General features: G+C 60.3%; 14 protein-coding genes and 2 tRNA genes. 6 read left to right on the top strand and 10 right to left on the bottom strand.

Features of this window, described 5'->3' with window-relative positions:
• Both NWI01_RS09900 and NWI01_RS09905 read right to left on the bottom strand, forming a co-directional pair.
• Window positions 1–603: a NuoB/complex I 20 kDa subunit family protein gene (locus tag NWI01_RS09900; RefSeq protein WP_244613712.1), complete on the bottom strand. Its 603-nt coding sequence runs from the start codon at window positions 601–603 to the stop codon at window positions 1–3.
• Window positions 594–959 (bottom strand): NADH-quinone oxidoreductase subunit A, encoded by a 366-nt coding sequence (locus tag NWI01_RS09905; protein ID WP_141383690.1) that lies wholly within the window; start codon window positions 957–959, stop codon window positions 594–596. The genes NWI01_RS09900 and NWI01_RS09905 overlap by 10 nt, the downstream gene beginning before the upstream one ends.
• A gap of 318 nt (window positions 960–1,277) precedes the next feature.
• On the opposite strand from NWI01_RS09905, the gene NWI01_RS09910 reads away from it, so the two are divergent.
• On the top strand, window positions 1,278–1,472 hold the full coding sequence (locus tag NWI01_RS09910; protein WP_141383726.1) for a hypothetical protein: 195 nt from the start codon (window positions 1,278–1,280) through the stop codon (window positions 1,470–1,472).
• A 609-nt stretch (window positions 1,473–2,081) separates the two neighbouring features.
• Here NWI01_RS09910 and NWI01_RS09915 read toward each other — a convergent pair.
• Window positions 2,082–2,279: a hypothetical protein gene (locus tag NWI01_RS09915; RefSeq protein ID WP_141383691.1), complete on the bottom strand. Its 198-nt coding sequence runs from the start codon at window positions 2,277–2,279 to the stop codon at window positions 2,082–2,084.
• Window positions 2,280–2,363: 84 nt separating this feature from the next.
• A tRNA-Asp gene (locus NWI01_RS09920) sits at window positions 2,364–2,440 on the bottom strand.
• Window positions 2,441–2,610: 170 nt separating this feature from the next.
• Here NWI01_RS09920 and NWI01_RS09925 point away from each other — a divergent pair.
• Both NWI01_RS09925 and pepT read left to right on the top strand, forming a co-directional pair.
• Window positions 2,611–2,955, top strand: a complete 345-nt coding sequence (locus NWI01_RS09925; RefSeq protein WP_283809244.1) for an HU family DNA-binding protein — start codon at window positions 2,611–2,613, stop codon at window positions 2,953–2,955.
• A 134-nt stretch (window positions 2,956–3,089) separates the two neighbouring features.
• Complete coding sequence (gene pepT, locus NWI01_RS09930) at window positions 3,090–4,343, top strand: peptidase T (protein ID WP_141383693.1); 1,254 nt, start codon at window positions 3,090–3,092, stop codon at window positions 4,341–4,343.
• A 63-nt stretch (window positions 4,344–4,406) separates the two neighbouring features.
• On the opposite strand, the gene NWI01_RS09935 is transcribed toward pepT, so the two are convergent.
• Window positions 4,407–5,213: an FkbM family methyltransferase gene (locus NWI01_RS09935; protein WP_141383694.1), complete on the bottom strand. Its 807-nt coding sequence runs from the start codon at window positions 5,211–5,213 to the stop codon at window positions 4,407–4,409.
• A 57-nt stretch (window positions 5,214–5,270) separates the two neighbouring features.
• On the opposite strand from NWI01_RS09935, the gene NWI01_RS09940 reads away from it, so the two are divergent.
• A complete protein-coding gene (locus tag NWI01_RS09940; RefSeq protein ID WP_141383695.1) occupies window positions 5,271–5,582 on the top strand; it encodes a hypothetical protein in 312 nt (103 codons plus the stop codon).
• 51 nt (window positions 5,583–5,633) lie between these two features.
• On the opposite strand, the gene NWI01_RS09945 is transcribed toward NWI01_RS09940, so the two are convergent.
• Window positions 5,634–6,491: a class I SAM-dependent methyltransferase gene (locus tag NWI01_RS09945; protein ID WP_141383727.1), complete on the bottom strand. Its 858-nt coding sequence runs from the start codon at window positions 6,489–6,491 to the stop codon at window positions 5,634–5,636.
• 313 nt (window positions 6,492–6,804) lie between these two features.
• Here NWI01_RS09945 and NWI01_RS09950 point away from each other — a divergent pair, with 313 nt between their 5' ends.
• Both NWI01_RS09950 and NWI01_RS09955 read left to right on the top strand, forming a co-directional pair.
• Window positions 6,805–7,023, top strand: a complete 219-nt coding sequence (locus NWI01_RS09950; RefSeq protein WP_041344977.1) for a hypothetical protein — start codon at window positions 6,805–6,807, stop codon at window positions 7,021–7,023.
• Between the two features lie 134 nt (window positions 7,024–7,157).
• A tRNA-Val gene (locus NWI01_RS09955) sits at window positions 7,158–7,234 on the top strand.
• 197 nt (window positions 7,235–7,431) lie between these two features.
• Here the strand turns inward: NWI01_RS09955 and lon are convergent.
• The 4 genes from lon to tig form a co-directional block, all read right to left on the bottom strand.
• Complete coding sequence (gene lon / locus NWI01_RS09960) at window positions 7,432–9,858, bottom strand: endopeptidase La (RefSeq protein WP_141383696.1); 2,427 nt, start codon at window positions 9,856–9,858, stop codon at window positions 7,432–7,434.
• Between the two features lie 307 nt (window positions 9,859–10,165).
• Window positions 10,166–11,440 (bottom strand): ATP-dependent Clp protease ATP-binding subunit ClpX, encoded by a 1,275-nt coding sequence (gene clpX / locus NWI01_RS09965; protein WP_141383697.1) that lies wholly within the window; start codon window positions 11,438–11,440, stop codon window positions 10,166–10,168.
• 434 nt (window positions 11,441–11,874) lie between these two features.
• Window positions 11,875–12,513: an ATP-dependent Clp protease proteolytic subunit gene (locus tag NWI01_RS09970; protein WP_141383698.1), complete on the bottom strand. Its 639-nt coding sequence runs from the start codon at window positions 12,511–12,513 to the stop codon at window positions 11,875–11,877.
• Between the two features lie 427 nt (window positions 12,514–12,940).
• Window positions 12,941–14,302 carry a trigger factor gene (tig, locus tag NWI01_RS09975; RefSeq protein WP_141383699.1) on the bottom strand — a complete coding sequence of 454 codons (1,362 nt, stop codon included), beginning with the start codon at window positions 14,300–14,302 and terminating at the stop codon, window positions 12,941–12,943.
• Window positions 14,303–14,304: the final 2 nt, after the last annotated feature.

Raw genomic sequence — 14,304 nt, forward strand, 5'->3', positions numbered from 1 at the left:
TCAGCGTTCGATGGTTCCAACTCGCCGGATCTTCTTCTGCAGGAGCAGAATTCCGTAGAGCAGCGCTTCCGCCGTCGGCGGGCAGCCCGGCACGTAGATATCGACCGGCACGATGCGGTCGCAACCCCGCACCACAGAATATGAATAATGATAGTAACCGCCACCGTTCGCGCACGATCCCATCGAGATCACGTAACGCGGTTCCGGCATCTGGTCGTAGACCTTGCGCAGCGCGGGCGCCATCTTGTTGGTCAGCGTGCCGGCGACGATCATCACATCCGACTGGCGCGGCGACGCCCGCGGCGCGAAGCCAAAACGCTCGACGTCATAACGCGGCATCGAGACCTGCATCATCTCGACCGCGCAGCAGGCGAGGCCGAAGGTCATCCACATCAGCGAGCCGGTGCGCGCCCAGGTGATGAGATCGTCGGCGGCGGCGACGAAGAAACCCTTGTCGGACAGTTCGTGATTGACCTCGAGAAAGTACGGATCGCTCGCGCCGACCGGCCGGCCGGTGGCGGGGTCCAGAATCGAGGTTCCCGCCGCGCCCGTGACGGGGCCGCCGGCGTAAGCGACCTTTGCCGTGGGAGAGTTCAATCCCATTCGAGAGCGCCTTTCTTCCATTCGTAGGCAAAACCGACCGTCAGCACCCCTAGAAACACGATCATCGACCAGAAGCCTGTCACACCGAGCTTGCCGAACGTGACCGCCCAAGGAAAGAGGAACGCAACTTCAAGGTCAAAAATGATGAAAAGAATGGCGACCAAGTAAAACCTGACGTCGAACTTCATCCTGGCGTCGTCGAATGCGTTGAACCCGCATTCGTAAGCCGAGAGCTTCTCCGGATCCGGCTGCTTGTACGCGACGATGAAGGGAGCGACCAGCAGCGCAACGCCGATCGCAGCCGCTATGCCGATAAACACCACAAGCGGAAGATAGTTCTGCAAAATGCCGTTCATCGGCGCGCTTCCCCTCGCTGCGATGCTTTGCTCGCAGATTTTTGGATATTGGAACTTTTGAGAGGCTTTAGCCTAGCAAAACAGGGGTGGCAAGATAGCCTATTTTGACGCACCCGGGACGGAGATTTTGCGGCTTGACATCGAAGTCTGGAACAGCACCGGGCGATCGCCTCGCTGCTCGCTCGTCCATTGAACCACAAGCCTGAAAAATCAGGTCCGATGAAACCATTTCAGGAGTTCCGCGAAGCCGACCTGAAACAAACCGGCTGTATTGCTCTTGTCTGCAAACAAAGAAACGCCGCGAAGCGGAGGCAAGTTATGAACCATTCGATGCAGAGCGCAGACCGCGCCACCCATGTGAAGATCGTGATTGTCGCGCTTGTCGCAGGCGCCGTGCTGACAGCTTTCGGGACTTCCCTTCGCCCGAACACCGACGTCGTCCAGACCGTTCATGTGATCAAGGCCGGACAGCCAACGATGGTCTCCAGTTCGGGAACATCGGTCGTGAGATGATCCTGACGTCCCGCGGGATCATCCGCCATAAGCGTTTGATTTAGTTAATCTTCCATAGCGTTTTCGAGTGAGGTCGATGACCTGTTCGCTCGAAAACGTTCTCGCCGCATATCATTGCGCGCGGCCCCCATCGTCTTGCGTTCAGCGCACGCGCTTCTAAATCGTGCCCTATCCGAGAAGGAAAGGAGGACGATATGAAGCTCTTTGCATCAATCCTTCTTGCCGCGGGTACCGTCGCGATGACGTCTGCGGCACGCGCGCTGCCAATTCCGCCAGCGCCGAACGTTCCAGGCGCCGCCACGCAAGTCGGTTGGGTCAGCGGCCCAGGATAGCATCTCACCCCATGGGGCAATTGCGCCCCGAACCGGGCCCTTCTATCGGCCATGGGGCTATCGGGGAGGCTATTGGGGTCCGCCCCGCTTCTTCGCACCCCCACCCTATTGGCGTCCGTGGCCTCACCCCGGCTATTGGCGGCGCTGGTAAGTCATGGAGCCCGGCTTTACGCCGGGCTTTTTCCGGCGCGGGGTTCGAGAAGTCGCGCTCCCTTGTGAACGCCACGCCACGGCAGGACGGCTTTCCGGCCGCCGAGGCCCATTGCCGCCCGGCTTTCTACGCACGCACCAGCCAGAACTCGACCGCCGTCGCAACGGCGATCGCAAGGGCAATGCCTCCCACAAGAATCCAGTTGACCGGATACTTTTGCTTGAAGGCCCTCACGCCGCGCCACCACGCAATGCCCATCAGGACAAAGGCGGCAATCAACAGCAACGGGAGCAAGGATGTCGGGAAAAAGGATAGATCGAGCATCAGCCGGCGCGATCATCGCGAATAAGACGGAAAAGGCGAATCCCAACTGAAGGGACGATAAGCCTATGAAACCGGCCCGGAAACTGGCGCGAGAGACGGGACTCGAACCCGCGGCCTCCGCCGTGACAGGGCGGCGCTCTAACCAACTGAGCTACTCCCGCGGATGCCGTGTATCCGCAATGTGGAGAGGGCTTAAAGGCGAGACCTTTCCAAGTCAAGGCGGTTGCGGATCTCCTTCATTGGCAGGTCTTTCCGAGGCGCCGATTTAAGAAATACGCTATTTGCAGGCGAAACCGCGAGGCCGGCACCTCCCCGAATCAAACAAGGGCTGATACGCCTTGCTTACCGAAACAGCAAAGACGAGGAGAGCCATATCATGGCGAAGAAGGCAGCGACCCCGAGCACCGTGACGCTCAAGCATCTCGCGGCGGCCCTAGCCGAGGACCATGAATTGTCAAAGAAGGCCGCCGAGGCGATTCTGAGCGACATGGTCACGCTCATCACCAAGCATCTCAAGAAGGGTGATCGCATCCGCATTGTCGGACTCGGTATTCTCCAGGTCCGTAAGCGCGCCGCCCGCAAGGGGCGTAATCCGGCCACCGGCGAGGAAATTCAGATCAAGGCCTCCAAGAAGGTCGCGTTCCGCGCCGCCAAAGAACTCAAGGAAGCCATCTGACCAGAATGCCGGGTCTAAAACACTCCGTTCAATCACTGGAGGATTGGCCCGCATTCAACCGATTGCCAACGCAAGGCCGGGGTCTCACCTGGCGAGGTTGATTCCCTGCTTTACGGCTCTGCCCTGGATTTCCGATGGCCGCTCTCCTGACGTTCAATCACACGGTAACGGAGCGCTTCCTTCGCTATGCCGCCATTGATACCCAGTCCGATCCGGCGTCTTCGAGTTATCCTTCCACCGAGAAGCAGAAGGATCTCGGGCGTCTGCTGGTGAGCGAGTTGCAGGAACTCGGCATCGCGGATGCTCATCTCGATCCGCACGGCTACGTGTACGCGACGCTTCCGGCGAATAGCTCGAAGCAGGTTCCGGTTATCTGCTTCTGCTCGCATATGGACACGTCGCCGGACTGTTCAGGCGCAAACGTCAAACCACAGATCATCCGGAACTATCGCGGCGGCGACATCCCTCTCCGCGGCGATCCGTCGCAGACCATCCGCGCAGCAGATCATCCTGCGCTGGCTGATCAAGTCGGCAACGACGTCATCACGTCCGACGGCACCACGCTGCTCGGCGCCGACAATAAGGCCGGCGTTGCGGAAATCATGGATGCGGTCCAGGTCCTGCTCGCCAATCCGAAGATCAGGCATGGCACGATCAGAATCCTGTTCACGCCCGATGAGGAAATCGGACGCGGCGTCGACAAGGTCGACCTGAAAAAACTTGGCGCGGACTTCGCCTACACAATCGACGGCGAAACCGCGGGTCATATCGAGGACGAAACGTTCTCGGCCGATGCCGCGCTTATTACCATCAAGGGAGTCAGCGCCCATCCCGGATTCGCCAAGGGAAAGATGGAACATGCGATCAAGATCGCATCCCGCATTGTGGAGCGGCTCCCCAAGAATACCTGTTCGCCTGAGACCACCGACGGCCGCGAAGGCTTCCTGCATCCGACCGACATCAGCGGCACGCTCGAGAGCGCGGCGCTGAGCCTCATCGTGCGCGATTTCACGGAAACGGGCCTGATCGAGAAGGAGGCCCTGCTGAACGACATCATCCGCGATGTCATGACGGACTTCCCGCACTCGACCTGTGGGCTGGAAATTCGGCCGCAGTATCGCAATATGAAAGAGGTTGTGGATCGTCACCCCGAGGTTATCGACCACGCGATGGAGGCAATCCGCCGCGCCGGTCTGACGCCGGTCAAAGGCAGCATTCGCGGCGGCACGGACGGTTCGCGGCTGTCATTCATGGGACTTCCCTGTCCCAACATCTTCGCCGGCGAACACGCCTTCCACTCGCGCACGGAGTGGGTCAGCGTGCAGGACATGGAAGCTGCCGTGAGAACCATCGTGCACCTCGCCGCGATCTGGGAAGAACGCGCCTGAAGGCGCGGTTGTCGCAAATAACGGCAGACGCCGACGACGCAGGCTTGCTTCTGCCCGAGAATGCTACAACGTGAGCATCGTATTGCTCCTCGTCGTCCCGGCGACCACGTAACCGCACTCCAGCATCAGCGCGATGCAGTCCGTCGACCATTCCGAGCGCGACAAGTGTTCGATAACGATGGCTTGAGGCCAGATCGATCGCGGCGCGTCCTGGAAAAATCCGACCAGAACCCGGTCTTCGTAACCCTCGACGTCGATCTTCAACGCATGGACATGCCGGATGCCCGCCCTCTCCAGAGCCTGCCGCAACTGAACCGAGCGCACCGTGATCGCATCCCTCGACGCGCCGGCGCTGACAACGTGGCTGGCCCCGAGATTGTTGCCATCCGTCGCGATCAGCAGGTCGCCGTCGCTCTCTCCTGCCGCGGCCTGCATCAGGTGGACATTGCGGGACCCGGATGCTTCGCGGTTGAAGGCCAGTCTCTCATAGGCAACCGGATGAGGCTCAATGGCGAGAACAACCCCTCCAGCGCCGACGTGCTGCGCCATCGCCAGTGCATATGTCCCGACATTGGCTCCGATATCGACGAAGCATCCGCCAACCGTCGTGTGCTTACGCAAAAACTGCAATTCCTCGAGGTTGTAATCGGGATTCAGCAGAGCGCCGCGCTCCGTGCCGCTGTACTGATGATAAAATCTGAAAGACGCTCCCTGATAGGTATCGTCGATCGGTCCGGGCCGGAGCAGATCGAGAAGCCGCGACATCGCGGGACGAAATGCGCCCCGCCTGAGGCGCGACCGTCTCACGGCATGGAGAAGTTTTTTCTGTGCCCAGTTGGGTGCGAGTGAACCGAACGGCCGCGCGAACATCGTTAATCTTTCCTAAATGTCGGCTGATATGATCCTCGAATCATCGAGGATTCAAGAATGCTACGCACCATTTCGCTTGCGGCCATCGGAGTCGCCATGATGGGAGCGACGGGATCAGCCGCCGACCTTCCGGCGCATAGCCGCATCGGAAAAATTTTCGCGGAGCCGGCGCCTCCACCGGTCCGCGTCGCGCAGGAGAAAGATTATCCCGAAAGCGTGCTCTACCGTTTTCGGATTCCGCCGCCGGTGCCGGGCTATTACGGAAGGCCGAACGATTTCTACTATCGCCCGTATTATGAGGATCGGCCGGTGATCTCGCTCTATTTCGACCGATTGCCCTACGCCTGCGGCCTGTACGGATATTGCTAGAGCCACCACCCGAAAGCCGGAGCCAGTTTTCAGTCAAACAATGCGCCGCGATTACAGGTTGCGCGCGGTCACGATCCAGATCGAGGCGGGAAGCACCACCGTCTGATCCCGGGCGAACGGAGCAAGAGCTTCCCGGATCGAGTTCTCCGCGGCGGCGATGACCTCAGCAGGCTGCCCGTCAAGCGCGCGGCTGGCGGGACCGATCTGAAGCGCGGACTTGACCGCGGCATCCAGTCCGCCGCCGACCGAGATGTCCAACGCAAGCTCGCAGGCCTCCATCTTTACGTCGGAGAATCCGGCCTGGCCGAGAATGCGATGAACACGCTCTTCGGACGCGAACGAGAAAGGACCGGGATCTTCCGGCCCGAGATCCGGCAGCTTCGGAACATGCTTGTAGGCAGCCTGGAGCGGAGCCATCAACCAGGGATTGAGGCGAGGTTCCCGCCAGCAAATGAATGCCAGGCGGCCGAGGGGCCGCAACGCCTTGCGCAGGTTCGCGAACGCTGAGACTGGTTCGGCGAAAAACATCACGCCAAACCGGGAAGCGATCAAATCGAACCGCGCCGGCCGGAATGGGTAATCGGCGGCATCGGCCAGCCGGAACTCCACCCGGCCCGCCTGCGGCGTGATCCGCCTTGCCCGCTCCAGCATCGGCGCCGACACATCGATTCCCTGGACGTAGCCGGAAACACCGACTTGCTCGGCGAAGGCGCGTGTGGTCGCACCGCAGCCGCAGCCGACGTCTATGATGCGTTCGCCGGGCACGGCTCTGGCCCGATCCAGCAGAATGGTGGAAACCGGCTCCAGCAGTTCATCCTGCACACGCTGACGATCGGCCCAGCGCTCGCCACCGGGTCCATTCCAGTAAGCGATCTGGTCCGCGTTTTTTGTCTCAGGAAACCCCGCCATCGCCGCTCCCACGAAATTCGGGCGATCGCCCTTCACAAAATCCGTGACTTAAGCCCGATTATGAAGATAACCACGTCATCCATAGCGTTTTTCAAGCGCAGCATATCCGCCGGACCAGCCCGGAGCAAAACCAGAACACAACCTATCATACCCAGGCAGTCGGGGATATTCCGCGATGTGACCGCGTGAAGTCCGGCGCAGGCGGGTAAAGCAACGGCTGGACCGAGAATTCGGATCACGTAAAAAGCATGCATCTCGCATACGCCACAGCAGCGAGGTTGCCCGCAGTTCGCACCAGGATGGAGGAGACGAGATGGCTGATGAGGAAGACAAGACGATCGTCGAACAAGGCCCTTCCATTGGCGAGTACCGCCGGGAGTCTATTCCGGAATACATCATCGATTCGAGCGGCGCCCGTTTTGATTTTGATCGCATCGCCCTTGAAGGCGATGGCGGCCTCGAACCATCGCAACTGGCCCGAAATGAATGCCTTATCGCGCCAGGTCTGATCTATCGCAGAGCTTCGTCATGATCGATGCGAGTGTAAGCAAAGCGTCTGCGGCTTCTGGTTTGCACCGGGATCGACGGGCGAGCCGTATCCGATAGACTGCAGCTGCGGACAGCAGCTTGCATGCAGGGATACGTCGGGGCAAAATAAGGAGCCGAGGGCGGCTAGCTCAGCTGGTTAGAGCATCTCGTTTACACCGAGAGGGTCGGGAGTTCGAATCTCTCGCCGCCTACCAATTACTTAGCTGTTTTTGATTCGGCTCCCCGACAGTTTTCCCGAACTTTCCGGCCTAGGGGCGCTCCAATGAAGCGCTCCGCTATCCACCCTTTCCACATTCATGACCCTCGACGGGCGGGCACAGTCACATCCATAACATAACGCAAAAACGGCGCCCTCCAGGGGCGCCGTTTCATCAATCATGGTCCATGACGTTCAGTGGGCGGTCAGGCCACCGGCCGCCTCGTCAGCGGCATCGGGATTGACCGGGAGCTTGGTATCCTCCTCCCAGACAATCGGCTTGGGCTGCCGCACCAACGCCTTGGCGATCACCTCGTCCATCCGGGCGACCGGAATGATCTCCAGCCCGCCTTTGATGGCTTCGGAGATCTCCGTGAGGTCCTTGGCATTCTCATCCGGGATGAGCACCGTCTTGATGCCGCCTCGCGCCGCCGCCAGCAACTTCTCCTTGAGGCCGCCGATCGGCAACACCCTGCCCCGCAGCGTGATCTCGCCCGTCATCGCGATGTCGCGCCGGATCGGAATCCCGGTCAGCACCGACACGATCGTCGTCGCCATCGCAACACCGGCCGACGGACCATCCTTCGGGGTAGCACCCTCGGGAACGTGAACGTGGATATCGCGCCGCTCGAACAGCGGCGGCTCGATCCCGAAGGTGATCGCGCGCGAGCGGACGTAGGAAGCCGCCGCCGAGATCGATTCCTTCATCACGTCGCGCAGGTTGCCGGTCACCGTCATGCGTCCCTTGCCGGGCATCATCACGCTTTCGATCGTCAGCAACTCACCGCCGACGTCAGTCCATGCCAGACCGGTCACGACGCCGACCTGATCGTCGGTTTCGATCTCACCGAAGCGATACTTCGGCACACCGAGGAATTCCTCGACGACCTTCTCCGTGACTTCGACCGACTTCTTCTTCGAGAGCATCAGTTCCTTCACCGCCTTGCGGGCGAGTGTGGATAGCTCACGTTCCAGATTGCGCACGCCCGCCTCGCGGGTGTAGCGGCGAATGATCAGCAGAAGCGCCTCGTCATTGATCGACCACTCCTTCGAATCCAGACCGTGCTTGCTGAGCGCGTTCGGAATGAGGTGCTTGCGAGCGATCTCGACCTTCTCGTTCTCGGTGTAGCCGGCGATCCGGATGATCTCCATGCGGTCCATCAACGGTCCGGGAATATTCAGCGTATTCGCCGTCGTGAGGAACATCACGTTGGAGAGATCGTAATCGACCTCCAGATAGTGGTCGTTGAACGTCGAGTTCTGCTCGGGATCGAGGACCTCAAGCAGGGCCGACGACGGATCGCCTCGGAAATCCGCGCCCATCTTGTCGATCTCGTCCAGCAGGAATAGCGGATTCGAGGTCTTGGCCTTGCGCATCGACTGGATGATCTTGCCGGGCATCGAGCCGATATAGGTCCGGCGGTGACCACGGATCTCCGCCTCGTCGCGCACGCCGCCAAGCGAGACGCGCACGAATTCGCGGCCCGTCGCCCGCGCGATCGACTTCCCGAGCGATGTCTTGCCGACGCCGGGAGGACCGACAAGGCACAGGATCGGCCCCGTCAGCTTGTTGGCGCGCGACTGCACCGCCAGATACTCGACGATGCGATCCTTGACCTTCTCAAGCCCGTAGTGATCGGCGTCCAGCACCTCCTGGGCGGCGTTGAGATCCTTCTTCACCTTGGACTTCTTCGCCCACGGAATCGATAGCAGCCAATCGAGATAGTTGCGCACCACCGTGGCTTCGGCGGACATCGGAGACATCTGCCGCAGCTTCTTCAGCTCGTGCTGGGCCTTCTCGCGAGCCTCCTTCGAAAGCTTGGTCTTGGCGATCTTCTCTTCGAGGTCGGCGAGTTCGTCACGGCCCTCGTCGTCGCCGAGTTCCTTCTGGATCGCCTTCATCTGCTCGTTGAGGTAGTACTCGCGCTGGGTCTTCTCCATCTGGCGCTTGACCCGCGAGCGAATGCGCTTCTCGACCTGCAGGACGGAGATCTCGCTCTCCATCAGGCCGAGCACCTTCTCCAGACGCGCGGTGACCGACAGCGTCTCAAGGATGCCCTGACGATCCGCGATCTTGGCGGCCAGGTGCGACGCGACGGTATCACCGAGCTTGGCGAAATCCGTGATCGCCTGCACGACACCCACCACTTCGGGCGAGATCTTCTTGTTCAGCTTCACGTAGCTTTCGAAATCCGACACGACCGAACGCGACAGCGCTTCGGCTTCGACGCTGTTGGTGTCGGTATCAGCCAGCGCGACCGCCGTCGCCTCGTAGTAGTCGGTGCGGTCGGAATAGGCCTCCACGCGCGCCCGCTCAAGACCTTCCACCAGCACCTTCACCGTGCCGTCGGGGAGTTTCAGCAGTTGCAGCACGCTGGCGAGCGTTCCGATCTTATAAATTGAATCTGGCGCGGGATCATCGTCCGACGCATTCTTCTGCGTCGCAAGCATGATGAGCCCATCGTTCTTCATCACCTCTTCCAGCGCCCTGATCGATTTCTCGCGGCCTACGAACAGCGGCACGATCATGTGCGGGAAGACAACGATGTCGCGAAGCGGAAGCACGGGATAGGCATGGATTTCGCCGTGGACTATAGCTGGCCGGGGTTTTGAGGCGGTCATAGCCTTGTTCCTTTTGTTGCGCCCCCCTGTTCGCAGCCGCATATCATGCGCAACCGCCACAAGGTGCCGAGTTTCCTGAGAAGAATGGGCCCTTGCGAACCGAGGCCTCACCTGCCCGAGGTCGTGAGCGGCCAACGCAGCGCGTCGCCGCCGACAGCATTAGGTGGCCATCCACCGCCGACGTGTCAAGTGAAGGAAATCAGCGGCTTGTAAGCTGGGAGAGACCACCCGCCGGTAAAGCATAACGAACTCGCGGTTAACCCACCCGCGAGTCGAACCGGCGGCAGACTGCGCCAATATGTCCTTATCAGGCGCTGGCGCTGCTTTCGCTCGCGCGATCGGTGCGATCCGCGTAAATGTACAGCGGTCGCGCGGTTCCTTCGACCACTTCGCGCGAGATCACGACCTCCTCGACCCCTTCCAGGCCCGGAAGATCGAACATGGTTTCGAGCAGGATGCTTTCGAGAATCGAACGCAGGCCCCGCGCGCCGGTCTTGCGCTCGATCGCCTTGCGCGCCACCGCGCCCAGCGCCTCGTCGGCGAACGTCAGCTCGATATTCTCCATTTCGAACAGCCGCTGATACTGCTTCACCAGCGCATTCTTGGGATCGGTCAGAATCTTTTTCAGCGATGCCTCGTCGAGATCCTCGAGCGTGGCCACGACAGGCAGACGCCCGACAAATTCCGGAATCAGGCCGTACTTGAGCAAATCCTCGGGCTCGACATGCCTGAAGATTTCGCCGGTGCGGCGGTCTTCCGGCGCAAGCACCTGCGCCGCGAAACCGATCGACGTCGTGCGCCCTCGCGCGGAGATGATCTTCTCCAGGCCGGAGAACGCGCCGCCGCAGATGAACAGGATATTCGTCGTATCGACCTGCAGGAACTCCTGCTGCGGATGCTTCCGGCCGCCCTGCGGCGGAACGGACGCGACCGTGCCTTCCATGATCTTCAACAAGGCCTGCTGCACGCCCTCACCCGATACGTCACGCGTGATCGAGGGATTGTCGGACTTGCGCGAGATCTTGTCGATCTCGTCGATGTAGACGATGCCGCGCTGCGCGCGCTCGACATTGTAGTCCGCGGACTGCAACAGCTTCAGGATGATGTTCTCGACATCCTCGCCGACATAACCGGCCTCGGTCAGGGTCGTCGCGTCCGCCATGGTAAAGGGAACGTCCAGGATACGCGCCAGCGTCTGCGCGAGCAGCGTCTTGCCCGATCCGGTCGGGCCGATCAGCAGGATGTTCGACTTCGCGAGTTCGACGTCGTTGTGCTTGGTCTGATGATTAAGCCGCTTGTAGTGATTGTGGACGGCGACCGAAAGCACCTTCTTGGCGTGGCCCTGCCCGATGACGTAGTCGTCCAGGACCTTGCAGATCTCCTTCGGAGTCGGAATGCCGTCGCGCGACTTCACCAGCGAGGACTTGTTCTCCTCGCGAATGATGTCCATGCAGAGTTCGACGCATTCGTCACAAATGAATACGGTCGGGCCCGCGATCAGTTTGCGAACCTCGTGCTGACTCTTGCCGCAAAACGAACAATACAGCGTATTCTTGGAGTCGCCCGTACCGACCTTACTCATTCCTGTCTCCGTCCGACGTTCGATCCCGCCTGTTCGCCTGCTCACCCGCTCCGATCCGGCACATCCGGCGCAATGAGATTACATATGACCAAAGTCCGTATCAGAAAAGACCCCGCGCCCTCAACCCCGCGCGGATCGCAGGCTCACCCGATTCTCCCGTGCGTACCACCAGTTGAAACCCGGCAACCGCACCATGGTGCCCCGACTCTCAAGAATTCGCTAATCGGCCAGTCATCTCCTATCCGGCGATAGCTGATCCGAACTCAGGGCGGCGATCCCTCTCCCCGATTAATCCAGCCTTGCGCCATCATCACGCGGATACGTCGCGGAAGGACGAAGGAACTTTTCGGAAACCATCGCCGTAAAATCGCGATGACCCGGACCGGATCGAATCAGCCGGCCCTTCCGTTGTCGCTGGACCGTACCCTGATACGTTACGACGAAGCTTTCGGCGCGGCCGGTTCCTCAGCGCGCTTGTCGATCACCTTGTCGACGATGCCAAAGTCGCGAGCCATGTCAGCCGTAAGGAACTTGTCGCGCTCCAGCGCATCCTCGATCGCCTGATAGGTTTGTCCTGTGTGCTTGACGTAGATCTCGTTGAGCCGCTTCTTGAGGCTCAGGATCTCCTGCGCGTGCAGCATGATATCCGTCGCCTGCCCCTGGAAACCGCCGGAGGGCTGGTGAACCATGATGCGCGCGTTCGGCAACGCGTGCCGCATATCCTTCTCGCCCGCCGCCAGCAGCAACGAACCCATTGAGGCGGCTTGTCCGGTGCACAGCGTTGCGACCGGCGGACGAATGAACTGCATCGTGTCGTAGATCGCCAGACCCGAAGTCACCACGCCACCCGGCGAATTGATGTACATCGAGATTTCTTTCTTCGGATTCTCCGCTTCCAGAAACAAAAGCTGCGCGACGACCAGCATCGACATATTGTCTTCGACCCCGCCGGTCACGAAAATGATGCGCTCCTTCAGCAGCCGGGAGAAGATGTCGTAAGCCCTCTCGCCGCGGTTGGTCTGCTCGACCACCATCGGCACGAGGTTCATGTAGGTTTCCACTGGATCGCGCATTGATCACCCAAAAGTTTGTGTCAGCGGTTGGCGACGAACATCCGGGACGAAACCGGGAGACTTCAATTCTTCCCCGTGCGGATGAATGTCCATGATGCAGGATTCGGCAAGCACCGCCCACAGATATAAGTTCATCGCTCGGGCGACAAGACTGAACCGGACGGCTTTCCGCTTCTGACGGAATTCAGAAGCAGGCTTCTATGATTTTGATTTGATGCGTTTTTCTTCAGGCTGACCAGCATCCATCCTCGGGTCAGGAGTCCCGAGGACATGCGTCGCTCGAACGATACAGGCCACGCCGGAATCGAAGGTACACCGGCAGCCCTTTCGATTCGGCTTCGCCGGGAATCTCGCCCGGCGCTTGGGTTCCCGATGGCGGCCCCGGTTGCGATGCGGCGCCAATCAGAGTCATCGGACCCGGCGCCGCTCACATCTCGGCGCTATGCGCCTCGTGCTCCTTGAAAAGATCCTCGCGCGTCACGCTCTTTTCCGTGATCGTGGCGAGCTCAAGGATGAAATCCACGACCTTGTTCTCGAACAGGGGCGCGCGAATCTGAGCCAGCGCTTGCGGGTTTCGCTGATAGTAATCCCAGATCTCCTTTTCGCGGCCCGGCGTCTGGCGAGCGCGACTGATCAACGCACGGTTGATTTCATCGTCCGCGACCGTGATTCCATTCTTTTCGCCGATCTCCGAGAGCACCAGGCTGAGCCGTACCCGGCGGTCGGCAATCCGGCGGTACTCGGCCTTGGCCTCTTCTTCGGTGGTGTTCTCGTCAGCGAAGGTCTTTTTCTCTTTTTCCATCTCCGCCATGATGGTTTTCCAAACCTGCTCGAACTCCTCCTCCACCAGGGTCGGGGGCGCATCGAACTTGTGGGTCTCGTCGAGGCGATCGAACAAGGCGCGCTTGACGTGCTGCCTCATCGCCCGGGCGAATTCGGCGCTGAGCTGCTCGCGGACGACCTGCCTCAACTGATCGAGTTCTTCCAGGCCGAGCAGCTTGGCGAACTCATCGTCGATCTTGAGATCCTCCGGCGCCTCGATCAGGCTCACCGTGGTCTCGAACTCGGCATCCTTCCCGGCAAGCTCGGAGTCGGCATAGTTGCCGGGGAACGATGCCTTGACCGTGCGCGTTTCTCCCACCCCGGCTCCGACCAGCTGCTCTTCAAAACCCGGAATGAGGGCGTTAGATCCCAGCACGACCAGAATATCCTCGCTGCTTCCGCCCTCGAAAAGCTCGCCGTCGATGGTGCCCTTGAACGAAATGGTGATGCGATCGCCATTCTCGGCCTTCGCACCTTCCGCCCTGGTGGTGTAGGTGCGGTTCTGTTCGGCGATCCGTTTGACGGCTTCATCGACATCGGCGTCGCTCACGTCGACCACCGGCTTCTCGAGGGTAAAGGACTTGAAGTCCGCCAGTTCGATCGGCGGCACGACCTCGATCGCCACGCTGTAGCTGAGATCGGACTTGCCCGCGAGGATGTCCTCGATTTCCTTCGATTCCGAAGGCATCGTGACCTTGGGATTGCCTGCAAGCTTGAGGCCGCGGTCGTTGACGATCTGCATGTTCGTGTCGCGGATCGTATCCTCGATGGTCTCGACCATCACGGAGCGGCCATAAAGCTTCTTGAGATGGTCGACCGGCACCTTCCCGGGGCGAAAGCCGTTGATCTTCACCTTGTCCTTGAGGTTCACGAGCCGCTCATCCGCCTTGGCCGTGATCTCGGCGGCGGGAATGCTGACCTGGAACTCGTGCCTCAGTCCCTCGGAGAGGGTTTCGTTCACCTGCATGG

Source organism: Nitrobacter winogradskyi (genome assembly GCF_006539545.1).
GTDB lineage: Bacteria > Pseudomonadota > Alphaproteobacteria > Rhizobiales > Xanthobacteraceae > Nitrobacter > Nitrobacter winogradskyi_A.